The organism is Massilia sp. KIM (genome assembly GCF_002007115.1).
Classification (GTDB): Bacteria; Pseudomonadota; Gammaproteobacteria; order Burkholderiales; family Burkholderiaceae_D; genus Telluria.
This window is the reverse complement of sequence record NZ_MVAD01000001.1, coordinates 470,499-496,906: the sequence shown is the minus strand read 5'-3', so window position 1 is coordinate 496,906 and position 26,408 is coordinate 470,499. Positions and strand designations below refer to the sequence as shown.

Annotated in this window: 23 protein-coding genes and 1 tRNA gene; 14 read left to right on the top strand and 10 right to left on the bottom strand. The window is 69.9% G+C overall.

The genetic code is table 11. The features are described from left to right. The first annotated feature begins 145 nt into the window (after positions 1-145). Both B0920_RS02345 and B0920_RS02340 read left to right on the top strand, forming a co-directional pair. The gene (locus B0920_RS02345) at positions 146-1,138 is read left to right on the top strand and encodes a PEP-CTERM sorting domain-containing protein (RefSeq protein ID WP_179119065.1); all 993 of its coding nucleotides are present in this window, start codon (positions 146-148) and stop codon (positions 1,136-1,138) included. A 257-nt stretch (positions 1,139-1,395) separates the two neighbouring features. After that, entirely contained in the window at positions 1,396-1,968 is a 573-nt protein-coding gene (locus B0920_RS02340; RefSeq protein ID WP_179119064.1) for a PEPxxWA-CTERM sorting domain-containing protein, read from the top strand. A 124-nt stretch (positions 1,969-2,092) separates the two neighbouring features. Here B0920_RS02340 and clpB read toward each other — a convergent pair whose 3' ends face one another. The 7 genes from clpB to B0920_RS02305 all read right to left on the bottom strand — a co-directional run bounded on the left by clpB (position 2,093) and on the right by B0920_RS02305 (position 10,963). Continuing rightward, on the bottom strand, positions 2,093-4,699 hold the full coding sequence (gene clpB / locus B0920_RS02335; RefSeq protein WP_078030982.1) for an ATP-dependent chaperone ClpB: 2,607 nt from the start codon (positions 4,697-4,699) through the stop codon (positions 2,093-2,095). Between the two features lie 97 nt (positions 4,700-4,796). Then, a complete protein-coding gene (yiaA, locus tag B0920_RS02330; RefSeq protein ID WP_078030981.1) occupies positions 4,797-5,210 on the bottom strand; it encodes an inner membrane protein YiaA in 414 nt (137 codons plus the stop codon). Positions 5,211-5,335: 125 nt separating this feature from the next. After that, the gene (crcB, locus tag B0920_RS02325) at positions 5,336-5,710 is read right to left on the bottom strand and encodes a fluoride efflux transporter CrcB (RefSeq protein ID WP_078033249.1); all 375 of its coding nucleotides are present in this window, start codon (positions 5,708-5,710) and stop codon (positions 5,336-5,338) included. Next, positions 5,707-6,165 carry a molybdopterin synthase catalytic subunit MoaE gene (moaE, locus tag B0920_RS02320; protein WP_078030980.1) on the bottom strand — a complete coding sequence of 153 codons (459 nt, stop codon included), beginning with the start codon at positions 6,163-6,165 and terminating at the stop codon, positions 5,707-5,709. Before moaE ends, crcB begins: the two co-directional genes overlap by 4 nt. After that, positions 6,162-8,876, bottom strand: a complete 2,715-nt coding sequence (locus B0920_RS02315; RefSeq protein ID WP_078030979.1) for a DUF349 domain-containing protein — start codon at positions 8,874-8,876, stop codon at positions 6,162-6,164. The genes moaE and B0920_RS02315 overlap by 4 nt, the downstream gene beginning before the upstream one ends. An 80-nt stretch (positions 8,877-8,956) precedes the next feature. Next, positions 8,957-9,541, bottom strand: a complete 585-nt coding sequence (locus tag B0920_RS02310) for a hypothetical protein (protein ID WP_078030978.1) — start codon at positions 9,539-9,541, stop codon at positions 8,957-8,959. A gap of 186 nt (positions 9,542-9,727) precedes the next feature. Continuing rightward, positions 9,728-10,963, bottom strand: coding sequence for a winged helix-turn-helix domain-containing protein (locus B0920_RS02305; protein WP_078030977.1), 1,236 nt, complete (start codon positions 10,961-10,963; stop codon positions 9,728-9,730). 130 nt (positions 10,964-11,093) lie between these two features. On the opposite strand from B0920_RS02305, the gene B0920_RS02300 reads away from it, so the two are divergent. From B0920_RS02300 to B0920_RS02260, 9 genes are all read left to right on the top strand, one after another. Continuing rightward, the gene (locus tag B0920_RS02300) at positions 11,094-12,416 is read left to right on the top strand and encodes an exonuclease SbcCD subunit D C-terminal domain-containing protein (RefSeq protein WP_078030976.1); all 1,323 of its coding nucleotides are present in this window, start codon (positions 11,094-11,096) and stop codon (positions 12,414-12,416) included. After that, complete coding sequence (locus tag B0920_RS02295; RefSeq protein WP_078030975.1) at positions 12,413-16,162, top strand: AAA family ATPase; 3,750 nt, start codon at positions 12,413-12,415, stop codon at positions 16,160-16,162. Before B0920_RS02300 ends, B0920_RS02295 begins: the two co-directional genes overlap by 4 nt. 74 nt (positions 16,163-16,236) lie before the next feature. Continuing rightward, positions 16,237-16,446, top strand: a complete 210-nt coding sequence (locus B0920_RS02290) for a hypothetical protein (RefSeq protein WP_078030974.1) — start codon at positions 16,237-16,239, stop codon at positions 16,444-16,446. After that, positions 16,446-17,579, top strand: coding sequence for a class I SAM-dependent methyltransferase (locus tag B0920_RS02285; protein WP_078030973.1), 1,134 nt, complete (start codon positions 16,446-16,448; stop codon positions 17,577-17,579). The genes B0920_RS02290 and B0920_RS02285 overlap by 1 nt, the downstream gene beginning before the upstream one ends. An 80-nt stretch (positions 17,580-17,659) precedes the next feature. Beyond that, positions 17,660-17,736: transfer RNA gene (locus B0920_RS02280), tRNA-Met, on the top strand. Positions 17,737-17,800: 64 nt separating this feature from the next. Further along, positions 17,801-18,043: a hypothetical protein gene (locus B0920_RS02275; protein WP_078030972.1), complete on the top strand. Its 243-nt coding sequence runs from the start codon at positions 17,801-17,803 to the stop codon at positions 18,041-18,043. Between the two features lie 31 nt (positions 18,044-18,074). After that, a complete protein-coding gene (dbpA, locus tag B0920_RS02270) occupies positions 18,075-19,490 on the top strand; it encodes an ATP-dependent RNA helicase DbpA (RefSeq protein WP_078030971.1) in 1,416 nt (471 codons plus the stop codon). A gap of 124 nt (positions 19,491-19,614) precedes the next feature. Then, on the top strand, positions 19,615-20,775 hold the full coding sequence (locus B0920_RS02265) for a hypothetical protein (RefSeq protein WP_078030970.1): 1,161 nt from the start codon (positions 19,615-19,617) through the stop codon (positions 20,773-20,775). Further along, positions 20,772-21,278 carry a TssQ family T6SS-associated lipoprotein gene (locus B0920_RS02260; protein WP_078030969.1) on the top strand — a complete coding sequence of 169 codons (507 nt, stop codon included), beginning with the start codon at positions 20,772-20,774 and terminating at the stop codon, positions 21,276-21,278. The genes B0920_RS02265 and B0920_RS02260 overlap by 4 nt, the downstream gene beginning before the upstream one ends. A 21-nt stretch (positions 21,279-21,299) precedes the next feature. Here B0920_RS02260 and B0920_RS02255 read toward each other — a convergent pair whose 3' ends face one another. From B0920_RS02255 to earP, 3 genes are all read right to left on the bottom strand, one after another. Beyond that, on the bottom strand, positions 21,300-22,883 hold the full coding sequence (locus tag B0920_RS02255) for an amidase (protein WP_078030968.1): 1,584 nt from the start codon (positions 22,881-22,883) through the stop codon (positions 21,300-21,302). Between the two features lie 121 nt (positions 22,884-23,004). Next, entirely contained in the window at positions 23,005-23,580 is a 576-nt protein-coding gene (locus B0920_RS02250; protein ID WP_078030967.1) for an elongation factor P, read from the bottom strand. A 122-nt stretch (positions 23,581-23,702) separates the two neighbouring features. After that, positions 23,703-24,914 carry an elongation factor P maturation arginine rhamnosyltransferase EarP gene (gene earP / locus B0920_RS02245; protein WP_179119167.1) on the bottom strand — a complete coding sequence of 404 codons (1,212 nt, stop codon included), beginning with the start codon at positions 24,912-24,914 and terminating at the stop codon, positions 23,703-23,705. A 114-nt stretch (positions 24,915-25,028) separates the two neighbouring features. Between earP and B0920_RS25860 the strand changes: the two genes are divergently transcribed. The 3 genes from B0920_RS25860 (at position 25,029) to B0920_RS02235 (ending at position 26,401) form a co-directional block, all read left to right on the top strand. Continuing rightward, the gene (locus B0920_RS25860; RefSeq protein WP_179119063.1) at positions 25,029-25,196 is read left to right on the top strand and encodes a hypothetical protein; all 168 of its coding nucleotides are present in this window, start codon (positions 25,029-25,031) and stop codon (positions 25,194-25,196) included. Positions 25,197-25,262: 66 nt separating this feature from the next. Beyond that, on the top strand, positions 25,263-26,099 hold the full coding sequence (locus B0920_RS02240; RefSeq protein WP_078030965.1) for a hypothetical protein: 837 nt from the start codon (positions 25,263-25,265) through the stop codon (positions 26,097-26,099). Positions 26,100-26,149: 50 nt separating this feature from the next. Beyond that, a complete protein-coding gene (locus tag B0920_RS02235) occupies positions 26,150-26,401 on the top strand; it encodes a hypothetical protein (protein WP_078030964.1) in 252 nt (83 codons plus the stop codon). Positions 26,402-26,408: the final 7 nt, after the last annotated feature.

Below are 26,408 nucleotides of genomic sequence, written 5' to 3'. Positions count from 1 at the left end.
CGCCGATCGCCTTTCACTATTCCAACGATTGAGAAAAATAGTTGTTGTAAATGAGCATATCTAATTGACTACAAGCATCGTAGGCCCCACCATGGCGCTTGAATTAGTAGCAACTACACATATAACTTTATCAACAGGGATGTCCATGGTCTCCACCGCGCGCCGGACGGCGCTCTCTCTTCTGCTCGCTACCAGCGCAGCCACCGCCGGCGCCGGCGTCATCGAGCTCGACGGCGTGTTCTTCACCAGCAGCTATACCGGCAGGGTGCTGACCATCGAAATCGATGCCGCCAAGCGCAGCGGCGGCTGGCAACAGGCCACCGGCATCAATGCCATTGCCCTCAAAGGGATGGGCGACATCGCCGGCGTGACCATGAGCAGCTCACTGGGCACCAATTCGTGGAGCCTGAATCACCAGGAATTGCAGGCCGACGGTTGCGTCGCCGAATCTGCGCCGGCCGGCAACAACGGCAACGGCCAGGGCAGTGACAAAGGCAGTGACAAAGGCAGTGACAAAGGTAGTGGCGGTGGCAAGAAGAAGCAGGCCAGCGTCGCCGCGGCCGCCGTGCCCGCCGCAGCGGCATCGTCGAACAAAGGATTCTGCTATACCGGCAATGCGATCGCGCTGGCCGACGACATGGTCTTTACCTTCACCTTTGCCAACGACCTTAACCTGTCGATGCCGCACCTGAAGGTCCACTTCGTCGATGCCGCCGGCGGCAAGGCCGGCGACCTGCTGTCCAAGGATTTCCCGTTCACGAAAGAGACGGTCGCTGGCGGCGGCGATACCGGCGGCAGCAAGGGTGATACCGGCGGCGGCACTGGTGGCGGCGCAACCGATGGCGGTGGCGCCGGTGGCGGTGAAACCGGCGGTGGCATTGGCGGTGGTGAAACCGGCGGCGGCATCGGTGGCGGTGAAACCGGCGACGGTGGAATCGGTGGCGGTGAAACCGGCGGTGGTATCGGCGACGGCGGCATCGGCGGTGGCATCGGCGAAGGCGGCATCGGTGGCGGAACCGACGGCACTGGTGACGCCGGTGGTGGCGCCCAGGTGCCGGAACCAGCCTCGCTGGCTCTCCTCGGTGGCGGCATCGCCGCATTCGCCCTGGCGCGCAGGCGCCGCAAGCCGCACGCCTGACGCACCGCGGCGCACGCATCTCCTCGCACAACGGGCCCTCGGGCCCGTTTTTCATTGCGCGGCCCCTGCTTCCCAAGCGCCCGCTTCCTGCTCCCCCGCGCCGCTTCTCCGGCACGGAACTGAGCCATACGTGATTCAGCTAACGGAACCGTATTGCCAAACCCAATAGGCTGAGCCCAGCGTACTCGACAGTACGCCAGTCCATGCCGTTCGCAGGACGCGAAGGCAGGGGCTGTCACCTATACGAGGAGAGCAAGTTGAAAACCACACTCATCAAAGCTGCTGCCCTGGCCGCTCTCGCCTGCGGCCTGGCCCTGCCGGCGGCCGCCGGCACCCTCACCTATCAGGGCGTGACCTTCACGTCTTCGTGGTCGGGCAACACCCTGACCCTGGAGATCGACGCCGCCAACCGCAGCGGCGACTGGGCCGGCGCCAGCACCCTCGGCGCGATCCAGCTCAAGGACATCGGCACCTTCACCGACGTCAGCCTGGTGTCGGCGCCGGGCGGCGCCAGCGCCTGGACCCTGTCGGCGAACGAACTCAATGCGAACGGCTGCGCCGGCGGCGCCCACGTCGGCAAGGGCGCCTGCTTCTCGGGCGAGCGCGTGGCATTGGGGGACGACATGGTGTTCCAGTTCACCTTTGGCGGCGGCGCGCCGATGCTGGACGCGCCTCACCTGAAGGTGAATTTCTTCGGCGAGGGGGACCGCAAGGTGGGCAGCCTGCTGTCGCAGACCATCGCGCCGGTGCCGGAACCCGAAACCTATGCGATGCTGATCGGCGGCCTGGGACTGGTGGGCTTCGCCGCCCGGCGCCGCCGGAAGCAGTAAGCCGCGCCGCAGGCGCATGACGCTCGTCTCCGCCACGGGATGCCCCGAGGCCAGGGACGAGCTTCCGGAGCCGGCCACCCTCGGGTAAGCCGGCTCCGCGCGGGACCGGGCCGGACCCGCCCGCTTACTTCGCCAGCTCCACCGGCTGGTCCCCGAACACCAGCTGCCCCATGCGCACCCGCACCGGGATGGTGTCCTTCGGCCCGAAGCGGCCCGACAGGATGGCCTTGGACAGCGGATTCTCGATCTGCTGCTGGATCGCCCGCTTGAGCGGCCGCGCGCCGTACACCGGATCGAAGCCGGCCTCCGCGATCTTCTGCAGCGCCTCCTCGTCGATGTCGAGCGACATCTCCATCTTGGCCAGGCGTTCTTCCAGGTTGCGCAGCTGGATGCGGGCGATGGCGCCGATGTTCTTCTCGTCCAGCGCGTGGAACACCACGATCTCGTCGATCCGGTTGATGAACTCCGGACGGAAGTGCCCACGCACCTCGGCCATCACGGCCAGCTTGACCACGCCCGGATCGTCGCTGTCCATCGACTGGATCTTGTGCGAACCCAGGTTCGAGGTCATCACGATCACGGTGTTCTTGAAGTCCACCGTGCGGCCCTGGCCGTCGGTCATGCGGCCATCGTCCAGCACCTGCAGCAGCACATTGAACACGTCCGGGTGGGCCTTCTCGATCTCGTCCAGCAGGATCACGCTGTAGGGCTTGCGGCGCACCGCCTCGGTCAGGTAGCCGCCCTCCTCGTAGCCCACATAGCCCGGGGGCGCGCCGATCAGCCTGGCCACCGAATGCTTCTCCATGAATTCGCTCATGTCGATGCGGATCAGGGATTCCTCGGTGTCGAACAGGAAGGCGGCCAGCGCCTTGCACAGCTCGGTCTTGCCGACCCCGGTCGGGCCCAGGAACATGAAGGAGCCATAGGGACGGTTCGGGTCGGCCAGGCCGGCGCGCGAGCGGCGGATCGCGTCCGACACGGCGGTGATGGCCTCGTCCTGGCCCACCACGCGCTTGTGCAGCTCGTCCTCGATGTGCAGCAGCTTCTCGCGCTCGCCCTGCATCATGCGCGAGACCGGGATGCCGGTCGCGCGTGAGACGACCTCGGCGATCTCCTCGGCGCCGACCTGGGTGCGCAGGAGCTTGGGCAGGCCGTCGCCGTCGGCGTGGGTGGCCGCTTCCTCGGCCTTCTTGAGCTGGGCTTCCAGCTCGGGCAGGCGGCCGTACTGCAGCTCCGAGACCTTCTGCCAGTTGCTCTGGCGCTTGGCTTCCTCCATCTGGTGGCGGATGCGCTCGATCTCTTCCTTGATGTGGGTGGTGCCCTGCACCGCGGCCTTCTCGGCCTTCAGCACTTCCTCGAAGTCGTTGTATTCGCGCTCCAGGCGCGCAATCTCCTCGTTGAGCAGCTCGAGGCGGCGCATCGAGGCCTCGTCGGTCTCCTTGCGCACGGCTTCGCGCTCGATCTTCAGCTGGATCAGCCGGCGTTCGAGGCGGTCCATGACTTCCGGCTTGGAGTCGATCTCGATCTTGATCTTGGCCGCGGCCTCGTCGATCAGGTCGATCGCCTTGTCCGGCAGGAAGCGGTCGCTGATGTAGCGGTGCGAGAGCTCGGCGGCGGCGATGATGGCCGGGTCGGTGATCTCGACCTTGTGGTGCAGCTCGTATTTTTCCTGCAGGCCGCGCAGGATGGCGATGGTCGCCTCCACGCTCGGCTCGTCGACCATGATCTTCTGGAAGCGGCGCTCCAGCGCGGCGTCCTTTTCGACGTACTTGCGGTACTCGTCGAGGGTGGTCGCGCCCACGCAATGCAGCTCGCCGCGCGCCAGCGCGGGTTTCAGCATGTTGCCGGCGTCCATGGCGCCCTCGGCCTTGCCGGCCCCGACCATGGTGTGGATCTCGTCGATGAAGACGATGGTCTGGCCCTCGTCCTGGGCGAGCTCCTTGAGCACCGATTTCAGCCGCTCCTCGAACTCGCCGCGGTACTTGGCGCCCGCCAGCAGGGCCGCCATGTCGAGCGAGAGCACGCGCTTGCCCTTGAGCGAATCGGGCACTTCGCCGTTGACGATGCGCTGGGCCAGGCCCTCGACGATGGCGGTCTTGCCCACGCCGGGTTCGCCGATCAGGACCGGGTTGTTCTTGGAGCGGCGCTGCAGGACCTGGATCGCGCGGCGGATCTCGTCGTCGCGGCCGATCACCGGATCGAGCTTGCCCATGCGGGCGCGCTCGGTCAGGTCGAGGGTGTATTTTTTCAGGGACTCGCGCTGGCCTTCGGCATCCTGCGAGTTGACCGATTCGCCCCCGCGCACGGCGGCGATCGCCGACTCCAGGGCCTTGCGCGCCAGGCCGTGCTCGCGCGCCAGGCGGCCGGCCTCGGACTTGTCTTCGGTCAGGGCCAGCAGCACCATTTCCGAGGACAGGAACTGGTCGCCGCGCTTCTGCGATTCGCGGTCGGCGAGGTTGAGCAGCGCCACCAGCTCGCGGCCGACCTGCACGTCGCCGCCGGTGCCCGAGACCTTGGGCAGGCGCTCCAGGGCGTTCTTCAGCGCGGTGCTCAGGGCGCCGACGTTGACGCCGGCACGCTGCAGCAGCGAACGGGCGCTGCCGTCGTCCTGGTTCAACAGGGCGATCAGCAGGTGCAGGGGTTCAATGTACTGGTTATCGTTGCCGACCGCCAGGCTCTGGGCATCCGCCAGCGCTTCCTGGAGCTTGGTCGTCAGTTTATCTTGGCGCATGATATTGCTCCCTAGTGATGTTCTTGACTAGAGAGCAAAATTGGGCCGGCGACGCGCTTTTCAAGATGCGCAACACCCTCCCATACGGCGCATGTGCTCAGACTCCGCCGGAACCGCCCCCTGCGGCGGCGAGGTCGCGCACGTTCTTTTGCACGGCGATGATGGCGAATAGCGCCATCATGTAGGAGATGGCGTAGAAACCCTTCTCGCTCAGGGCCAGGGTGGCGTTGAACAGGCCGATCGCGAACAGGCCGATGGCGGCGGTCACGCTTGCCCAGCACAGGCCCATGTACATGCCCGTGACCGGAATACCTTCCGAGCGGTCCCGCACCGACTTCTGCAGCGAGATGGCGGCGAACAGGCCGTAGAGCAGCAGGACCAGGTAATAGCCTTTCTCGTTCAGCTGCATGGTGGCGTTCCACAAGCCCACCAGGTAGAAGGCGACGCTGATGCCGAGCGCGGCGTAGGAAGCGCCTACGAAGGCGGCGGTGGGACGGTAGGTCGATTGCATGCGGACTCCCCAGGCGTGGATGGGCAGAGAATGTAGCACGGGAAACCCGAAAGAACGTATGCGATGAGAATAATCTACGCCGCGTTCAGCCTGTCTCAGCCTGTCTCAGCCTGTCTGATCCTCTCTCAGCCGCGCAGCATGCGCCAGGCGGCCATGCCGGCCGCGCACAGGAGTAGCGAGCCGAACAGATGCAAGGCGGTATGCGCCAGCGCCCAGCCCACTTCGCCACGCTGCAGCAGGCCGACCGATTCGCCCGAGAAGCTCGAGAAGGTGGTGAGACCGCCGAGGAAGCCGGTGATGATGAAGAGCCGCCACTCCGGCATGATCTGAGGGTTACTTGAAAAGAAGCCCAGCGCCAGCCCCACCAGGAAGCCGCCGGCCAGGTTGGCCGCCAGCGTGCCGATCTGGACGAAACCGTGCAGGCTGCCCAGCCACAGGCCGAGTCCCCAGCGCAGCCAGGCGCCCAGGGCGGCGCCCACGCCGACCGCGACCCAGCTCAAGGTCTGGCCCACCGGGCCCGGGCGGCGTCGTCGCTGACGCGCGCATCGACCCAGCGCGCGCCCTCCGGCGTCTGCTCCTTCTTCCAGAACGGCGCTTCGGTCTTGAGGTAGTCCATGATGAACTCGCAGGCGGCGAAGGCGTCGCCGCGGTGGGCCGCGGTGCAGGCCACCAGCACGATCTGGTCCAGCGGCTTCATCGGCCCGATGCGGTGGATCACCAGGGTGCCGTACAAGGGCCAGCGCGCGCGCGCCTGCGCGGCGATGTCTTCCAGCGCCTTCTCGGTCATGCCCGGATAGTGTTCGAGTTCGAGCTCGGCCACCGCGGCACCGTCGTTGAGGTCGCGCACCGTCCCGACGAAACTCACCACCGCCCCCACCCGCGCATCGCCCTCGCGCAGGCGCGCGATCTCGCGGCCGAGGTCGAAATCCCCGGCCTGCACCCGCACTTCGTTCATTTCCCCTCCCTTGCCTGGCGCATCAGGAGTTGTTCGATGCGCGTTTCGGTTCGTGCGTCCGCCAGCGCCGGCAGCGCCAGCAACTGGCGCAGTTCGTCGCCCTGGGCGCCCGGCTTGTGTCCGGACTTGAGCGAGCTCTGCAGCACCTCGACCTGCAGCTTGAGGCGCTCGCGCGCGAATTCCGGCCCGCTGTCGATGCCGGCCGCGATCTCCAGCCGCAGCAGCTCGTTGAGCAGGCGCGGCCGGTTGTCCTCGAGCCGGCGCGCATAGGCCGCGCGCTCGCCCTCCAAGGCCGCGAGCGCGCCCTCGAAGCGGGCGTGCAGCACGTCCTCGAATCCGCCTTCGAGCGGCAGCAAGGCGTCCCAGCGTTGTCGCCAGTCGGCGGCGTGGGTGTGGGCGTCGGGATTGACCAGCGCCGTCTCCAGCGCCTGGATCAGGCGCAGCTTGTCGCGCACCGCGCCCGCCAGGGCCAGGCCGGCCGCGCGCTTGGCGAGGTCGGCATGGTGCTGGACCTGGGCCAGCGCCGCGTGATAGCGTTTCTCGATGCGCGCCTCGTGGGCGCGCGGCACCGGACCGATGGACTGCCATTCGGCCGCCGCTTCGCGCAGCAGCTTGCGGGCGCTGGCGGGGGTGGCGTCGGGCGCGGCCGCTTCCAGGCGCGCGCACAGCGCTTCCTTGGCCGCCTCGTGGGCGCGGCGCTCGGCGTCGGCCGCGTGGGCGTGCTCCTTGCGCGCCGCGAACAGCGCGTCGCAGGCGGCGCGGAAGCGCTGCCACAGCGCCTGCTCGGCCTTGCGTTCGAGCGGCAGGGCGCGCGCATGCTCCTGCCAGCGGTGCTGCAGCTCGCGCAGCAGGTCCACGGCATGGCGCTCGTGCGGATCGAGGCGCTGCACTTCCTCGATCAATTGCTCGCGCACCGCGATCTCGACCTGGCGCTGCTGCTCGAGCGGCTTTTGCAGGGTGGTGAGGGCCTCGGTGAACAGCTGGTCGAGGCGCTTCTTGTCCTTGCGGTCGATCGCGCCCAGGTGGCTCCAGGCGGTGCGCAGGCGCTGCACGGTGCCGGAGACGTGCTTCCAGTCGGCTTCGCCGGACTGCAGGCGTGCGATCTCGGCCTGGGCTTCCTCGACCAGGGCCTGGCCGCGCGCGGCGTTGGCGTGGCGCTCGTCGGCCAGCTGGCGGAAGTGGGCCGCGGCCGGCGCGTAGGCGGCGCTGCAGGCGGCGTCGAAACGCTCCCACAGGCTGCGCGGGGCGGCGCCCGACAGGCTGTCCAGGGCCTTCCAGCGCTCGCGCATGCTGCCCACCTTCTTGGCCAGCTCGCTCATCGACAGGCTCTGCGTGGGCAGGGCTTCGACGGTCTTGATCAGTTCCTCGCGCGAGACGTTGCCGCCCCAGCGCGCCCAGTCCGACAGGCGCTTGAGTTCGGCGCGCAGGTGGGCCAGGCGGTCGGCCTGGGCCTGGGTCAGGCGCATGCCCTTGTCCTTGCTCTCCTTGAGCGACTTGTCGAGCTCGGCCGCCGTGCCCAGCGAGCCTTGTTGCAGGGCTGCTTCGAGCGCATCCAGGTTGTCGATGAACTGCTGGTCGGCGCCGCGCGCCGGCTTGCGATCGCGCGCGCCCTCCCCGGCCGCCGCGTTGGCCGCGTTGGCCGCGTTGGCCGCGTTGGCCGCGTTGGCCGCGCTGGCCGGGTTGGCTGCGTTGGTTGCGTTGGCTGTGTTGGCAGCGCTGGCTGCGTTGGCCGGCTGCTGCGGCTTGGGCTTGCGGGTTTCCTGCGGCAACGCGGCCAGCAGCGCCTCGAAGCGGCGCTGCAGCTCGGCGCCGGCCGGGTTCGCCGGCAGCGCCGGCAGGCGCAGCCAGTCCTTGCGCAACTGCTCGGCCTTGAGTTCGGCCTGGGGCCTGCCCTGCCATTCGGCAAGCTGGGCCTCGCGCGCGGCCAGCGCCGCCTGGTCCTGTTCGATCCCGGCCAAGCCCGCGGAGAGGCGCGCATGCTCGGTGGCGAATTCGGCCACCAGGGCGCGCGGCAGCGAGGCGTGCTCGGGCGCCACCAGGGCCGCCTCCTGCTCCTTGTGCAGGGCGTCCAGGCGTTCGGCGAAGGCGGCCGCGTCGAGGCCGGCCGCACCCAGCTGGCGCAGGGCGGCCAGGCGGTCGATCATGGCGCGCTGCAACTGCACCTGGGCCTCGAGGCGGCGCGCCAGCTCGGCGCGCACGGCCTCGAATTCGGGCGCCAGCTCGGGGGCGGTGGTGACCGACCATTTGCGGTCGAGTTCGGCGACGTGGTTGGGGGTCAGGAGGTGGTCGCCCAGCAGGACCCGGGCCTGGGCCAGGGCTTCCTGGCCGCGCCGCAGCTCGGCTTCCTTGTGGCGGATCGCGTCGAGACGCGCATGGGTCAGCTTGGCGACCCGGCGGTCGAGGTTGCGCATCGCGGAATGGACGCGCTCGAGGTGTTCGCGGCTGTGGACCATCTCGGCCGCAGCCAGGCGCAATTCGGAGAAATCGGAGCGGAGGATGAATTCGACGGCGGCGGCTTCGTCACCGTTCAGTGCCTTGAGCTGTTCGGCCTGTTGCTCGCGGGCGCTGGGCGCGCCGGCGCCCTGCGTGGGGGACTGGCCCTGCGCCTTGCCGCCGGAGGCTTGCGCCTCGGGCGGCGCGCCGGGTTCGCCGGCGCCCGATGGCGTGCCGGCCTTGTCCCCGCCCTGCCGCTTGAATAGGAATTCGAACATGATGAAATCGCACTTCCAAAACCCCCATCATAGCAAAGAACCTTGGCCCCGATTGTCCGCTCCTTCAAGCGTCCTCGACATCAATGTACCAAGGGCAAAGAGGGGCCTTGCCGAGCGGAATAATCAGGGTGCGCGCCGCCGCGCGGCGCCGGCGCCGGCTGGGGCGGGGGCGCCGGCCGCTGCTCGCTCTGGTGGGCATCGTGGGCCAGCATCTGGTTGGCGATGGCGAACCAGGACTCGCCGGAAATCAGCGTGCGCGCCAGGGGGAAGAGTTCGCGCTCCTCGAGCTCGAGCCGTTCGAGCAGCAGGCGGCAGCAGCGCTCCATGGCGCACAAGCAGTCGGGATTGCCCTCGGCCGCCTGGGCCTGGGCCCGCACCCGCTCCTCCAGCGCCCGTCCGCTGATGCCCTCCAGGCGCGCCAGCAGCGCCTCGGCCAGTCCGCCGGCGCGGCGCAGGGCCGGCAGCACGAATTTGTCGAGCTTGCGCCAGTGGCAGTTTTCGTAGACCCGGCGCAGGGCATCGCAGGCCTGCTCGAAGTGGCGGCGGCCGGGCGTGTCGCCCCACCAGGCGCCGGGGCGCCAGCGCTCCATGAGCGCCTGCACCTCGACCCGCGCGCGTGCTTGCTCGACGGACAGGGCGACCAGCGTATAGGTTGACGTCAGCATTGTGTCTCCTCTCAGAATGGCTCCGCCAGCACGGCCCGTGGGGCAGGGATCGTTGGCTGGGGATGCTTTGTAGGGCGGCCAGCTCTTGTTGTGCTGTTGTCGCTGGCCGGCAGGAAGTTCAAGTGTAGAGAGAAGGCCCCGGGCGGGTTTGAGGTGAGTCAAACAGCCGGGTGGGAACTTTCGGGCTTATGCGGCGACGCGCGTGTCTTCCGCCAAGGCCGTCGTGAGCTGGGCAACAAACGTTTCCGGGCTGCATTGAACGACCTCGACGCGCGGGCAGCCGTGCCAGCGCGCGCAGCGCCGCACCGCCCCGGCCACGTCGGCCGCGAGGCGCGCGCTCAGGCGTACGCCGGGCTCGAGCACGAGATTGCGCAGCTCGAACAGGCCGGCCTTGCGGTGGGCCTTGGCGTCGATCCGGCCCACCAGCGCGCCGCGGCGCAGGATCGGCAGGGTGAAGTAGCCGTAGCGGCGCTTCCCGGCCGGCGTATAGCATTCGAGACGGTAGTCGAAATCGAAGAGCTCCAGGGCGCGGCGCCGGTCCCAGACCACCGGGTCGAAGGGCGACAGCAGGGTCGTGAGGCTGGCGCCCAGCTTGCCCTCGGCGGCGGCGTGCGCCAGCGCCTGGTGCTGGGGGTGGATGTAGACCGGCTCGCGCCAGCCCTCGACCCGGGCGCGCAGCAGCAGGCCCTGCTCGGCCAGCGCCTGGGGGCTTGTGTGCGGCCGGCGCGTGCGGTGATAGTCGGGAATCCAGGCCGCCCTGGCCAGGCCCAGGGCGCGCACGGTGCGCAGCACGAACTCGCGCCTCACCTCTTCCTCGGACGGCAGGCGGGCGTCGTCCCAGTCCGGCAGCACGCGCTCGGCCAGGTCATAGACCCGGTGGAAATTGTGGCGGCGCGCGATCATCAGGCGCCCGGCGGTGAACAAGACCTCGAGCGCACGCTTCTCGGGCTTCCATTCCCACCAGCCGCCCGACTTGCCGTCCACCCGCTCGAAGTCGGCGGCCCGCACCGGTCCCCTGGCGCGCACCTGCGCGAGCAGGCGTTCGACCTCGCCCGCGTGCTCGCGCATCCAGCGCGCCGGGTACTTCCAGCCCATCTTCTCGGGCGCCAGCATGCGGTGGCGGTACAGCGGATAGTCCTCGATCGGCAGGAAGCAGGCTTCGTGGGCCCAGTACTCGAATAGCCTGCCCTCGGCCAGCAACTGGTCCAGCCAGTCAGGATCGTAGTCGCCCAGCCGGCTCCACAGCACCAGGTAGGGACTGCGCGCCACCACGCTGATGGTGTCGATCTGCAGCATTTCCATGCGCCGGATGGCCTCCAGCACCTCGTCCTTGCCGGCGCGGCGGCGGCGCGGGGCGTCCAGGCCCTGGGCCGCCAGGTGGAGGGCGCGCGCGGCGCCGATGCTCAGCTCGAGTTCGATCATCCGCACATTGTAGTAAGGTTTCGGCAACACCGGGCGGCGCACGCGCGTTTTTTTGGCGCGCGCCTTGGGCCGCGCGGCCGCGCTGCGTTATAGTTGGCGCCGACCAGACTTTGCCCAACCTATACCTTCCATGCGGCTGTTGCACACCTCCGACTGGCACCTCGGCCAGACCCTGCACAATTACGACCGGATCTACGAACACCAGTGCTTCCTCGACTGGCTGGTCGATACCCTGGTGGCCGAGCGCATCGACGCGCTCCTGATCGCGGGCGACGTGTTCGACAACGCCAACCCCTCCGCCCTCGCCCACCGCCAGTTCTACCGTTTCCTGCAGCGCGCCAAGGCGGCGGTTCCCCACCTGCAGGTGGTGGTCATCGCCGGCAACCACGATTCGCCGGGCCGGCTGGAAGCGCCGACCCCGCTGCTGGAGGCCCATGGCACGATCGTGATAGGCAACGTGCTGCGCCGCGCCGACGGCGAGATCGACATGGAGCGCCTGCTGGTTCCGCTGCGCGACCGCAGCGGCGCGGTGCGCGCCTGGTGCCTGGCCGTACCCTTCCTGCGCCCGGGCGACGTGCCGCGGACGTCGAGCCGGGAGCAGGACAAGGACGAAGCCCCCGACGACCAGCCCGAGGGCGAGCCGGCACCCACGCCTGAGGGCGAGCCCAAGAGCGAGCCGCTCGACCCCTACCTGTACGGCAGCACCCTGCTCTACCGCCAGGCCCATGCGCTGGCCAGGCAGCGCTGCGAAGCGGGCCAGGCCATCGTCGCCATGGGCCACTGCCACATGGTGGACGGCCAGTCTTCCCAGGATTCCGAGCGCCGCATCGTGATCGGCGGCACCGAGGCGCTCCCGGCCAGCATGTTCGACCCCGAACTGGCCTACGTGGCCCTGGGCCACCTGCACTTGGCCCAGCGCGTGGGCAGGCAGGAGCACGTGCGCTACAGCGGCAGCCCGCTGCCCCTGTCCTTCTCGGAAGTCGGCTACCAGCACCAGGTGGTGTGCGTGGAGCTGGACGGCTGCAAGGCCGCTTCGATCACCGCCATCCCGGTGCCGCGCGCGGTCCAGCTGCTGCGCGTGCCCGCCACTCCGGCCCCGCTCGACGAAGTCCTGGGCGCGCTGGAAGCGCTCGAACTCGAGGACTTGCCGCCCCAGGCCCATCCCTACCTCGAGGTGCGGGTGCTGCTGGACGGCCCCGAACCCGGCCTGCGCGCCCGCGTCGAAGCCGCGCTCCAGGGCAAGCCGGTGCGCCTGGCCAAGATCGAACCGACCCGCAAGCTGACCCTCGTGAGCGAGACCGAACAGGCCCTGAGCCTCGACCAGCTCGCGCGCCTGCAGCCGGACGACATTTTCCGCCGCCTGTGGCAGCAGCGCTACGGCGCCGACGCTCCGCCCGACCAGCTGGCCGCCTTCGCCGAACTGGCGCACGCCCTGGACGGGGGCGCGGCATGAGGATCCTGCGCATCAGCGGCAAGAACCTGGCCTCGCTGGCCGCCGAATTCACGGTCGATTTCGAGGCCGAGCCGCTCGCTTCGAGCGGCCTGTTCGCCATCAGCGGCCCCACCGGGGCGGGCAAGAGCACCCTGCTCGACGCCCTCTGCCTGGCCCTGTACGACGCCACCCCGCGCCTGCTCAAGCGCGCCGGCAGCCAGTTGCCCGACGTGGGCGGCGACACCGTCTCGGCCCTCGATCCGCGCACCCTGCTGCGGCGCGGCGCGGCCGAGGCCTGGTCGGAAGTCGATTTCGTCGGCAGCGACGAGGGCCGTTACCGGGCGCGCTGGAGCGTGCGGCGCGCCTACGGCAAGCCGGGCGGCGCCCTCCAGCCTTCCAAGATGAGCCTGCACCGCCTGCCCGACCTGGTCGCCATCGGCGGCACCAAGACCGAGGTCGCGGCCGAGATCGCGCAGCGCATCGGCCTGTCCTTCGAGCAGTTCACGCGCGCCGTGCTGCTGGCCCAGAACGAGTTCTCGGCCTTCCTGAAAACCGACGAGAACGAACGCGGCGAACTGCTCGAAACCCTCACCGGCACCACCATCTACAGCGACATCTCGCGCCGCGCCTTCGAGCGCTACCGCGCCGAGCAGGCGCGCACCCAGATGCTGAGCGCGCAACTGGCCAACCAGGCCCCGCTGGCGCCGGAGGCGCGCGCCACCCTGGAAGCCGAGAGCGCAAGCGCCGACCTGGCCCTGCAGGCGCTGGAAGCGCGCCAGGCGCTGCTGGAGCAGCAACTGCGCTGGCACCAGGAAGCCGCCAAGCTGGAACGCGGCGAGGAAGCCGCCGCCCAGGCCCTGGCCGAGGCCGCGGCGGCGCGCGACGCGGCCGGCGAACGCCGCCGGCGCCTGGCGACCCTGGAGGCGGTGCAGCCGGCCCGGCCGCTGCTGGCCGAGCTCGAGCGCCTGAACGGGGAACGCCAGGCGGCCACTTCTTCCACCGCCAAGCTCGAAGCCGAGCTCGCCGCCGCCCTCGAACTGCGGCGCCAGGCGGGCGCCGGACTGGACGCCGCGCTGGTCGAGGTCGACGCGGCCGAGGAAGCCCTGCGTGCGGCCGGCCCCCAGCTGGACCGCGCCAAGGCCCTGGACGCCGCCATCGCCACCCTGGCCCCTGGCCACGCCCAGGCCCAGGCCGCGCTGGAGTCGGCCCGCGCCGAGGCGCGCGCGGCGCGTGCCGGCCTGCAGGCCAAGGCCGACGAGCTGGAGCGCGCCCGCAAGGCGCGCGACGGCGCTGATGCCTGGCTGGCCGCGCACGCCCGCCTGGCCCCGATGGCGAGCCAGTGGCCGCGCTGGGAACGCCTGCTGGTGCAGGCCGGCGAGGCCGCCGCCGGGCTACAAGGCAGCCAGGAAGCCCTCGCACACACCCGGCGCGGCGCGCTCGACGCCGGCGAGCGCGCGACCGCCGCCGCAGCCGCGCTGTCCCGGGCGCTGGAAAGCGTGAGCGCGCAGGAAGCCGCGCGCGCCGCCGCCACGGCCGCGCTGGAAAGCTTCGACGGCGCCGCCTTGGCCAGGGAGCGCCAGCAGCTCGAACAGCGCCGCGAACGCCTGCTGCAGGCCCAGCACACCTGGACCGAGCTGGCCGCGGCGCGCGCCTCCCTGGGGGCACTGGCGCGCGAGCTCGACCATGCCGACACCGCGCGCGCGACCGCCGAGCGCGAGCTGCTTGCGCTCGGCGCGGCCGCTCCCGCGCTGGAGGCCGCCATGACCCAGTCCGAGCGCTCGCTGGCGGCTGCCGAACTGGCCTGCGCGGCCAGCGTGGAGCAGTTGCGCGCGGCCCTCGCCGACGACGCGCCCTGCCCGGTGTGCGGCGGCCTTGATCATCCCTACCGCCACCAGGACGCCCAGCTGCACGCGATGCTGTCCGGCCTGCGCGCCGAGGTCGAGCGCTGCCGGGGCGCGGTGCGCGCCAATGGCGCCGCGCAGGCCACCCAGGACGCGATCCTCGGCTCGGCGCGCGAGCGCCTGGCGGCCCTGGCCCAGCAGCGAGGCGCGCTGGACGGGCGCATCGCCGCCCTGGCCGACGAATGGGAGCAGCATCCCGCCGCCCTTGAGGCGCCGGCCGAAGCCGAGCGCGAGGCCTGGTTCGCCGACGCGCGCGCCGCCCTGCGCGAGGCCGCCGAGGAGCTCGTGCGCGGCGAGCAGGCCATGCGCCAGGCCGCCGCCGCGCGCGACGCCGCCCAGGCCGAACTCGACAAGGCCCAGGCAGCGCGCCAGCGCCTCCAGGCCGCCCTCGACGCCGAACGCGAGACCAGCGCGCGCCTGGCCGCCGACCTGCAAGCCCAGTCCGCGCGCCTGGAGGCCGCCAGCGGACAGCTGGACACCCTGCTGGCCGAGCTCGACCCGGTGCTGGCGGACGCCTGCGGCGACGGCTGGCAGGCGGCGTGGCGGCGCGAGCCGGCCGCCTGGCGCGCCGCGCGCGCCCTGGAAGCGGCGCAATGGGCCGAGCAGACCGGGCTGCAGACGCGCAGCGCGGCGGCCATCGCCACGCTGGACACCGAACTCGCCGCGGCCCAGGAGCGCATCGCCCAGATCGACCGCGGCGGCGCCCAGGTGGCGGCCGAATGCCAGCGCATCGGGGACGAACTGGCGCGCATGCGCGCCGAACGCGGCGCCTTGTGGCAGGGCCGCGCCGCGCTGGAAGTGGAACGCGAGCTCGGCGCGGCGTTGGCCGCCGCGCGCGAACGCCTGGCCGCGCGCCAGGGCGCGGCCAACGAGGCGGCCCAGGCCGAGACGCGCGCCCGCGCCGCCCTCGGCCAGCTGGCCCAGCGCATTGCCGAGCTGGACGGGGCCGGGGCCCAGGCCGCCGCCGCCCTGGCCGACTGGCTCGAGGACTACCGGCGCCATGCCGACGGCCTGGACGCGGTCGAGGACGGCGCCGCCCTGGCCCAGTTGCTGAACGTGGGCGCCGCCTGGCTGGCCCAGGAGCGCGCCGCCCTTGGCGCGCTCGAGGCCGCCGTGACCGGCGCCACCGTGGTCCTCGGGGAGCGGCGCGCCCAGCGCCAGGCCCACCTGGAAAGCGCGCCGGCCGGCGGCCAGCCGATGGAAGAGGTCCAGGCGGCCTTCGAGGCCCTGGGCCAGGAACGCCGCGCCGCCCACGACACGGCCACCAGCCTGCGCCTGCAACTGGCCCAGGACGACGCGCGCCGCGAGCAGGCCAGGTCGGCCCTGGCCGAGATCGAACGCCAGCAGGAGGTCGAGCAGCGCTGGGGCAAGCTGGCGGAGCTGATCGGCTCGGCCGACGGCAAGAAGTTCCGCAACTACGCCCAGCAGTTCACGCTCGACGTCCTGCTCGGCTATGCCAACGCCCACCTGGCCCAGCTGGCGCGGCGCTACCGCCTGGAGCGCGTCACCTATGCCAACGCGCCCTCGCTGGCGCTGATGGTGCGCGACCAGGACATGGGCGGCGAGATCCGCTCGGTCAATTCGCTGTCGGGCGGCGAATCCTTCCTGGTCTCGCTGGCGCTGGCGCTCGGCCTGGCCTCGCTTTCCTCGAATCGGGTGCGGGTCGAGTCGCTGTTCATCGACGAGGGCTTCGGCAGCCTGGACAGCGAAACCCTGGGCGTGGCCATGGACGCGCTCGACGCCCTGCAGTCGCTGGGCCGCAAGGTCGGCGTGATTTCCCACGTCCAGGAAATGACCGAGCGCATCGCCACCAAGGTGCTGGTGCGCCCGGCCGGCGGCGGCAGCAGCCTCGTGATCGTCGAGTAGCCATCGGCGCGGGCTGCGGACGGGGGCGGCGGGTGTAGAATGCCGCTCCTGTCCCATTTCGCTTTTTCGCCCCCATGAAGCCCGCCCGTATCCTCACGTTCAAGTGCGCCAAGTGCGCCAAGCCGGTCAAAGTCTTCCTGCAGAAGGTGTCCGCCTGCTCGCACATCCAGCCCTACCAGGGCATCTGCGACTGCGGCGAGGTCAAGCGCCACGCCACCGGCAGCCCGGACGCGGTGAAGTCCTTCCTCGAATCGAACGACGCCCACTGGCACCACCATCACTGATGGAACGCATCGCATGGACTGAAGGCGGCCAGGAGCGCTCGGCGCGCTGGCGTTCCGAGAGCGGCTGGCCGGCGCCGAAGAAAGTGGTGATCGCCGACGACACCATGAACGCCGACACCGCCTACCGCCTGGCGCTGGACGGCACCGCCCTGCTCTGGCGCGGCGACTACCAGAACGCGCGCCAGCTCCTGCAAGCCCTGGTGCGCCGGATCGAACACAAGAGCGAGCGCGCGCGCCGCGCCAAGTCGAAGCCGCCGGCCACGCCGGCCGAGGCCTTCCACCGCCACCGCCTGTCCCAGCTGCAGCGGGCGCGCACGCTGGCGATGCTCCTGATTCCCTTCGAGGCCGACCACGCCATTCCCCTGCGGCGCGCACCCGACGCCCGCCTGGCCTGCCTGGAAGCCTACGGCGTGGCCGACGAAGCCTACGTGGCCTCGCTGCGCGAGCTGCTGGGCGTGATCGGGGCCCACGAATGGCGCCGCAAGGGCGTGCCGATCCCGGCCCTCGACGAGCGCATCCATCCCTGGTACGGGGTGTTCTCGCCGGTGCGCGGCGAATACGTCGAGCTGGTGGCCCAGGCGCCCCTGCCCGCCGGGGCCAAGGAGGCCTTCGACATCGGCGCCGGCACCGGCGTGCTGTCGGCGGTGCTGGCGCGGCGCGGCCTGCGCGTGACCGCCACCGACATGGACGTGCGCGCGCTCGGCTGCGCGCGCGAGAACATCGCGCGCCTGGGCCTCGGGCCCCAGGTCGAGGTGATCCAGGCCGACCTGTTTCCCCCGGGCCGCGCGCCGCTGGTGGTGTGCAATCCGCCCTGGCTGCCGGGCAAGCCCAGCTCGGCCATCGAATACGCGATCTACGATCCGGACAGCCGCATGCTCAAGGGTTTCCTGGCAGGCCTCGCCGCCCACCTGGAAACGGGCGGCGAAGGCTGGCTGATCCTGTCCGACCTGGCCGAGCACCTCGGCCTGCGCAGCCGCGAGCAGCTGCTGGGCTGGATCGCCGACGCCGGCCTGGCGGTGGCCGCGCGCCACGACACCCGCCCCGTGCACGGCAAGGCCAGCGACCCGGACGATCCGCTGCATGCGGCGCGCGCCAGGGAAGTGACCTCGCTGTGGCGCCTGCGCGCTGCATGAGCAGGAGCATGAGCGCGGGCGGCTTGCCCATGGCCCGGATTGCATGTTCCAGCCATACGCGCTATACTATCGTTCTCAGACGCGGGGTGGAGCAGTCTGGCAGCTCGTCGGGCTCATAACCCGAAGGTCACAGGTTCAAATCCTGTCCCCGCAACCAGAATATCGATACACAAGCCCGACTCAGCGAGCCGGGCTTTTGTTTTCTGCGGCAGCAAAGGCAGATGAGAGACAAGAAAGACAACGCAACCTTCGACCTGCCGGGCTTCGAGCCGGCCGCTCCCCTGGTTCCCGTTGTCGAGACCAAGCGCGTCGGCCCGCGTCCCCGCCGTACTACACTCAAGCAGGAGCAGCTCGGCCTGCTCGAAGAAACCGACACCACCGGCCTGCCCGTCTGGCGCCGCGACGACAAGCTCGACCTGACCGGCCTGCCCATCTGGGAACCGGAAGCGCCGGGCGCGCCGTAGGCCCCGCGGCGGCCCACCCTGGAGCCCGCCCATGACGTCCTTCGCCTCCCTGCCCCTCAAGCAGCTCTTCCTCGCCAACCTCGCCACGCTCGGCTACCACGAAATGACCGAGATCCAGGCCGCCAGCCTGCCCGCCGTGCTCGAGGGCCGCGACCTGATCGCCCAGGCCAAGACCGGCAGCGGCAAGACCGCCGCCTTCGGCATCGGCATCCTGCACAAGCTCAATCCGGCCTGGTTCGCGGTCCAGGGCCTGGTGCTGTGCCCGACGCGCGAACTGGCCGACCAGGTGGCGGGCGAGCTGCGGCGCCTGGCGCGCGGGGTCGGCAACGTCAAGATCCTCACCCTCACCGGCGGCGTCTCGATGCGGCCCCAGATCGCCTCGCTCGAATTCGGCGCCCACATCGTGGTCGGCACCCCGGGCCGCATCCGCGACCACCTCGGGCGCGCCAGCCTCGACCTGTCCAAGGTCCAGACCCTGGTGCTGGACGAAGCCGACCGCATGACCGACATGGGCTTCTACGACGAAATCGCCAACATCGTGCGCGCCACGCCCCAGCGCCGCCAGACCCTGCTGTTCTCGGCCACCTATCCGGACGATATCCGCGAGGCCACCGCGCCCTTCCTGCGCGACCCGCTCGAGATCGCGGTCGAGAGCCGCCACGACGCCACCCGCATCGACCAGCGCTTCTACGAGATCGGCTTCGACGGCCGGGTGGACGCGGTGGCGCGCCTGCTCAGGCACCACAAGCCGGTGTCGGCCCTGGCCTTCTGCAACACCAAGGCGCGCTGCCGCGAAGTGGCCGAGGCCCTGCGCGAACAGGGCTTCTCGGCGCTCGCCCTGTACGGCGAACTGGAGCAGCAGGAACGCGACGAGATCCTGGTGCTGTTCGCCAACCGCAGCTGCTCGGTTCTGGTCGCGACCGACGTGGCGGCGCGCGGCCTGGACATCGCCGACCTCGACACCGTGATCAATGTCGACGTGTCGAAGGACCCCGAGGTCCACGTGCACCGCATCGGCCGCACCGGACGCGGCGCGGGCAGCGGCATGGCCCACACCCTGTGCGCGCCCAACGAAAGCAAGTGGGTGCGCCTGGTCGAGGAATACCAGGATGCGCAGGCGGTGTGGGAACGCCTGGATGCGCTCGAGGAAGATGCCGACGCTGTAGCGCCCGCGCCCATGGTGACGCTCAACATCGCCGGCGGCAAGAAAGCCAAGCTGCGCGCCGGCGACCTGCTGGGCGCCCTCACCGGCGACGCCGGCCTGACGAAGGACCAGGTGGGCAAGATCAACATCGGCGAATTCAGCAGTTACGTCGCCCTCGAGCGCCACGCGGCGCGGGCGGCGGTGGCGCGCCTGAGCGCCGGCAGCACCCTCGGCCCCGACTACGGCGCCATCAAGGGACGCTGGTTCAAGATGCGCTTCGTCGACCCTTTTGGGAAATTGTGACAAATGTAACCGTCGCGCACGGTTGACGAAGGCATCATCGCGGCAGTTCTGGCATTATTTGCAACAAAACCAGACCTGACCGGTCCGGCCCGGCGCAGTCCGTGCAACGGCCCGGCATATTGCCATGATGACGAGCACACTGAGTACGCCACAGCAGCAGACCGACGGCCGCACGGTTCGCGAAATCGTCGAGAACAACCAGGAAATGGTGAACGAGCCTTGGTGCCGGCGCATTTTCCGTCAGGTCTTGCAATCGCTCGAACTGCAATACACGATGCAGATGCCGCACCGGCCGATCACCCCCGACACCGTGCTGGTGCTCGACTCGGGCGACCCGATGCTGCTGCCGACGGCCGGCACCGCGCCGGGCGACACCGAAGCCCAGGACGTCCACGACCTGGCCCAGGTCATCCATTACGCCATCACCCTGGAGCGCGAGCCGGCGGCGCCGCTGCGCGGGCGCACCCTGGGCGACTACAGCGATTCCTTCGTCACCGCGGTCGACCGCTGCCTCTCCCCCGACCCGGCCGAGCGCCCGCAGACCATCGAACAGTTGCGCAACCTGCTGGGCATCGTCGTGCTCGGGCCCGCCGTGCCGGCCCAGCCTTCGATGAAGTCTACGGTCGAAGCCACCTTCGCCCAGTTCGCCGACCTGCCGGCGGCCAATGCGCCGCCCGAGGAGCCGGTCGCTGCGCGCGGCCAGCCGATGCGCCTGCAGCGCTGGCTGCTGCTGACCCTGGCCGCCACGGTGCTGCTGGGCGGCCTGGCGGCCCTGGTCGCGCTGCTGCACGAAACCAATACCGGCGACGCCCTGGTGCTGGCCCTGCCCCAGGACGAGGGCGAGGCGGACGCTGCCGCACCGGCCCTGGCCCCGTCGCCCGGCGCCGCGGCTGGCCAGGCGGCGCCCGGCTACGCCGCCGCGCCGGGCGCATCCAGCCCCGGCGCTCCCACGCCTGGCGCCGGCATCGTGGTGACCCCGGCGCCGGCCGCCCCCAGCCAGCCCGCCCCCGACCAGCCCGCGCCGCCGACCTCGGTGACCGTGCTGCCGGCGGCGGCCCTGCCGGGCGCGACCTACAAGCTGGTCGTCAAGCCCTGGGGCACGATCCTGGTCAACGGCGTGAACCGCGGCGTCAGCCCGCCGCTCAAGCGCCTGACCCTGCCGGCCGGCCAGCACACGATCCGCATCATCAACCCGAGCTTTCCCGAACACACCGTCACGGTCAATTCCGTCAAGGGCGAGACCGCGGTGATCGAGCTGGACTTTACCGAAGAGGAGATGGAGTGAAACGGTCCCTGTCCGCGCTTTCCCTGCTGGCCTTGTTCACCCTGGCGGGTTGCGCCCAGCTCGAGCCGCTGTTCGGCAAGCGCGACCCGCACCGGCCGCCCGCCCGGGTCGAGGAAAGATCGCGCCCGCGGGCCGAGCGCGCCGAGCGTCCGGAGCGCGGAGAACGCGCCGAGCGCGTGCTGCGCCCGGAACGCCCGCCGCAGCCGGACCGCGACGAGCTCGCCCTGCGCGAGGGCATCAACCTGTACAACGACGGGGAGTTCAACGCCGCCATCAAGCGTCTCAACTCGGCCGACATGAACGGGGCCTCGCTGCGCAACCGGGTCACGGCCCTGAAGTACACGGCCTTCAGCTATTGCGTCACCGGCCGCCAGGCCCTGTGCCGCCAGACCTTCGACCGCGCCCTCAGGCTCGACCCCGGTTTCGACCTCGGCCCCGGCGAACACAGCCACCCGCTGTGGGGGCCGGTGTTCGCCAAGGCCAAGCAGTCGGTGGCGCGCTGAGGCGCGCCGCGCCGGCGCCGTTCAGGCCTTCGGGTTGATGCTGGCCGGATAGCCCGGCGCGCGGCGGTGGCGCGTGGCCTGCTCGTAGGCATAGGCCATGCCGATCAGCGCCGCGTCGCTCCAGGCCGTGCCCACGAAGGAGATGCCGATCGGCAGCCCGCGCAGGTAGCCGGCCGGCACCGTCACGTGGGGATAGCCGGCCACCGCCGCCGGCGAGGAAAAACTGCCGGTGTAGTGGTCGCCATTGACGTAGTCGGTCAGCCAGGCCGGGCCGCCGGTGGGCGCCACCAGCGCGTCCAGCCTGTGCTCGCGCAGCACCTGGTCGATGCCCTCCTCGCGCGCATAGCGCAGGTTGTTGGCCAGCGCCTCCTTGTACTCGCGCGCCTCCAGCCCCGGCTTGGCCTGGGCCGCGATCAGGTGCTCCTGGCCGAACCAGGGCATTTCCTTGCCCGCGTGCCTGTCGTTGAAGGCGATGACATCGGCCATGGTCTTGACCGGAGCATGCGGCGCATAGGCCGCGAGATAGGCCTCCAGGCCGGGGCGGAACTCGTGCAGCAGCACCGCCATCTCGCTCTCGTTGTACTTGTCGGTGTTGGGGACCTTGACCTCGACCAGCACCGCGCCCTGGGCCTTCAGCACCGCCAGCTCCTTCTCGATCAGGGCGTCGACGCCGTCGTTCGAGCCGAAGAAATTGCGCGCCACGCCGATGCGCTTGCCCTTCAGGCCGTCCTTGCGCAGGGCCGCAGCGTAATCCGCCTTGCGCGCGGCGCTGCCGCGGGTCGCGGCGTCCGCCTCGTCCTCGCCGGCCAGGGCGGCCAGCAGCAGCGCGGCGTCGGCCACCGTGCGGGTCATCGGGCCGGCCGTGTCCTGCGAATGGGCGATCGGGATGATGCCGCTGCGGCTGACCAGGCCCAGCGTGGGCTTGATGCCGACGATGCCGCAGATCGAGGAAGGCGAGACGATGGAGCCATCGGTTTCGGTGCCGACCGCGAGCGTGGCCAGGCCGGCCGCCATCGCCGCGCCCGCGCCCGAGCTCGAGCCGCTGGTGTTGCGGTCGAGGGCATAGGGGTTGCGGGTCTGGCCGCCGCGCGCGCTCCAGCCGCTGGTCGAGCGGGTCGAGCGCATGTTCGCCCATTCCGACAGGTTGGTCTTGCCGAGGATGACGGCGCCGGCCTCGCGCAGCAGGGCCGCGATATGGGCGTCCTTGCTGGCGCGCACCCCGGCCAGGGCGAGCGAACCGGCGCTGGTGCTCATCTTGTCGCCGGTGGCGATATTGTCCTTGAGCAGGACGGGAATGCCGTGCAGCGGACCGCGCAGCTTGCCGGCGGCGCGCTCGCGGTCGCGTTCGGCGGCGATCGCCAAGGCCTCGGGATTGGTTTCGATGACCGAGTTGATGCGCGGACCGGACTGGTCGATGGCCTTGATGCGGGCCAGGTAGCGCGTCACCAACTCCTTCGAGCTGAGCTTTCCGGTGCGCATGGCGTCCTGCTGCTCCCGCACGCCCGCGTCGAGGATGCCGCCGGCATCCGGGGCCGCCGCCGCATTCGCCATGCCGGCCACGGCGCCGGCTGCCACACCCAGTCGAACGAAATCCCTGCGATCCATGTGCTCCCCTCGATGTTTTATTTAAAGCAATAGAATAGCAGCGCAGGGCCCGATGAGGCTGTCCTTACAAGGCAAAAAAAAACGCTGCCCGCAGGCAGCGCTTTTTTCGGGAAGCCGGTGCTTAGTTACGCACGACTTTCTTGTACTCGTTGGTACGGGTGTCGATCTCGATCACGTCGTCCTGGCTCACGAACAGCGGCACCATCACGGTGTGCTGGCGGCCTTCGATCGCGTTCTCGATCTTGGCTTCCTTCAGGACGTTACCCGAAGTGTTACCCTTGACGGCCGGCTCCGAGTACACCACCTGGCGCGCGATGGTGGTCGGCAGTTCGACCGAGATCGCCTTGCCGTCGTAGAACACGGCTTCGCATTCCATACCGTCTTTCAGGTAGTTGACGGCGTCGCCCATGTTCTCTTCTTCGATTTCGTACTGGTTGTACTCTTCATCCATGAAGACGAACAGCGGATCGGCGAAGTACGAGTAGGTCACCGGCTTCTTGTCCAGGATGACGACGTCGAACTTGTCGTCGCCGCGGAACACGTTTTCCAGCGGGGCGTTGGTCAGCAGGTTCTTCATCTTCCACTTGTAGGTGAAGCCGGTGCGGCTCGAACCGTTGACGTCCGAACGCAGAACGATGAAGGGCTTCTCATCAACCATGATGATGTTACCGACGCGAATTTCTTTTGCGAATTTCATAGTAAGTTATACGTAAAAAAGTAGTTGCATTAAATCATCGGTGGCTGGTGAGGCACATGCCGTGAAGCCTACGTTTGATCCTCGAGGATCCGCGGAGGAATCCGTAACAGACTAACCGGGCATTATACCCGATTTTCCTCGCCCCGCCCCAGCTCGCAAGCGAAATCGAGCAGCAGCGTCGCCAAATCGCCATTCGCCAGCACTTCCTCGGTCCAGGGCGCCGCCCGCGCGGCGACCTGGGGCAGTTCCTCGCGCAGCAAGCGCCAGGCCCCGGCCCAGTCGCCGATCGCCGTGGCGCCGTTCCAGCCAAGCGAGAACATGCTCAGGGCCGGCAAGCTGGCCGCGTAGCGTCCGAGGAAGGCGGCCAGTTTCTTATGGTGCAGGTTCTCATCTTGCGGGTAAATGTGCCAAATGAAAGGGCGTTGCGCCCATTGCGCGCGCACCCAGGAATCCTCCCCGCGCACGAAGTTCAGGTCGCAGGCCCAGAGCAGCAGGTCGTAATCCGGCTGGGGCAGGAAGGGCAGCACGCGCAGGCTGAGCTTGCCACGCGCGCCGGCCGCGCCGGCCACCGGCGCCGCGCCCAGGAAATCGCGCACCGCGTCCGCCGCCACGCCCTCCGGCACCAGGCAGGCGACCGCTTCGTCGCCCTCCTCCCAGGCGCGCAGCAAGGCGGCCACCGGCGCGTGCGGGTAGCAGAACAGCGAGACCTTGCGCGCCGCGATCTCGGCCTCGCCCAGGCCCAGGCCGCGCAGGAAGCCGGCCATCGCGGCCGGGTCGCCCTGGAAGGCGGCGCGGCGCGCCTCCAGGTCGGCTTCGTGCAGCAGGCCGCCGGTGCGCGGCGTGAAGCCGGGGAAAAAGAAATGCTTGGTCAGCTTCAGGCGTGGATGCATGGAAGGCAGCCGGTGGCAGCCCTCCACCCATTCCTCGGCCGTCAAGCCCTCGTAATTCAGCCACACCGGACGCGGCGTACGCTGCGCCATCGCCTCGACATAGCCGGGCGGCAGTTCGCAGCCGAAGAACTCGATCACGATGTCCGCCACCTCGGACGGGGCGAAGACGCCGTCCTGGCCGGCCCAGTGGCGCACCGTCACGCCCTGCACTTCCTGCAGCTCGGCGCCGGGCGCGACCTCGGGACAGATGCGCCGGAAGCTCGCCAGGTCGTCAACCCAGAGCGTGACCGCCACGGCGTGCTCGTGGCGCAGTTGGCGCGCCAGGCGCCAGCAGATGCCGATGTCGCCATAGTTGTCGACGACCTTGCAGAAGATCACGAGCGTAGTGGCGGCGGTGGCTGGCGGGGACATGGCGGGGACTGTGCGCGGAGCGCCGGATGACAGGGGCCGTCATTCTACCCGATTTCGCACATGCTTTTTCCTGTGGCACAGAATTGTTGCGTAAGCGACGAGAGAGTTTTTACAAATTTTCTGCGCCATCGCAAGCACGATTCCTGATTGCGCCCGCCCTCGCCTTCGCCTCCAAACTTCACCCGGCCGAACCAGTCGAACGCCTACCTGCAGGCGGAGCGGCCCGAACCTTGCCCTTCCCTGCACGCCGCCCACGCCGCCGTCCTTACCGGCGGCGCGGGCATTACCGACACGGCGGCCGGCAAGGGGCAGTAAGGACGCGGCATCCGGCGCAGTGCGCCGGGCCCGGCGGCGGCCGCCGCCATCATGGAGGAGTTCAGCATGTACGAGTTCCAGCAATCGGCTTACGGACAAGCGCCATTCCAACCGCAGGGCCTGCTGAGCGGCCTGTTCGGCGCGCCGGTGGGCGGCGCCATCGGCCGCGGCATCGGCGGCCTGTTCGGCAACCCCAACCTGGGCAGCCGCATCGGCGAAATGGCGGGCGGCATCGGCGGGGCCCTGCTGCCCTTCGGCGCCGATCCTTCCGCGCAGTTCGGCGGCGTCTCGCCCCAGCAAATCCAGCAATTGCAGCAACTCCAGCAGCTGCAGCAACTGCAACAGTTGCAGCAGCAGGCCGCGCAGCAGGGCCAGTTCACGCCGCAGGGTGGCTTCTTCGGCGGCCTGATCAACCAGTTCAGCAAGCCGGCCGGCAGCCTGATCGGCAACCTCACCAACAATCCGACCCTGGGCAACGTGATCAGCGGCGGCCTGTCCGGCCTGGGCAGCCTGCTGCCCTTCGGGGCCGACGCCGTGGCCCAGCCGGCCCAGCAGGTCGGCGTGGTCCAGCAGCTGCAACAACTGCAGGCCTACCAGCAGCAACTGCAACAACTGCTGCAACAGGTCCAGCAACAGCAGGCGATGCTGCAGCAGCAGGCGGCACAGACCGGCGGCCAGATGGCGCCGCAGGGTTGGGTCAGCAACATGATCGGCCAGTACGCCCAGCCGGTGGGCAGCTTCATCGGCGGCCAGCTCGGCAACCAGCAACTGGGTAGCACCATCGGCGGCATCGCCGGCCAGTTGGGCCGCTTCCTGCCCTTCTCGGTCGATCCGTGGACCGCCTATGCCCAGGCCCAGCAGGCCCAACAGGCCCAGATGGGCGGCCAGCAAACCGTGCACTAAGTCTCGACGATACGCCGGGCCGCGTGGCCCGGTTTTTCAGGAGTTCACCGATGTCGGCATCCGCCAACGCCAGCCAGCGCTACATCGTGCGCGCCGCCCGCGACGCGAGCGCGCTCATGCATTTTCTCGACAGCCTGGGGGCCCAGACGGCCATCCGGCTGGTCGATACGATCGGCCCCTCGGCCGGTCCGCCGCACACCGCCGTCGTGGAAACCGACCCGGCAACCGCGGAACAATTGCGGCGCCGCACCCATGACCAGTTAACGATCGAGCCGGACCAGCCGCTGTCCCTGTCGGACTAGCGCGCAA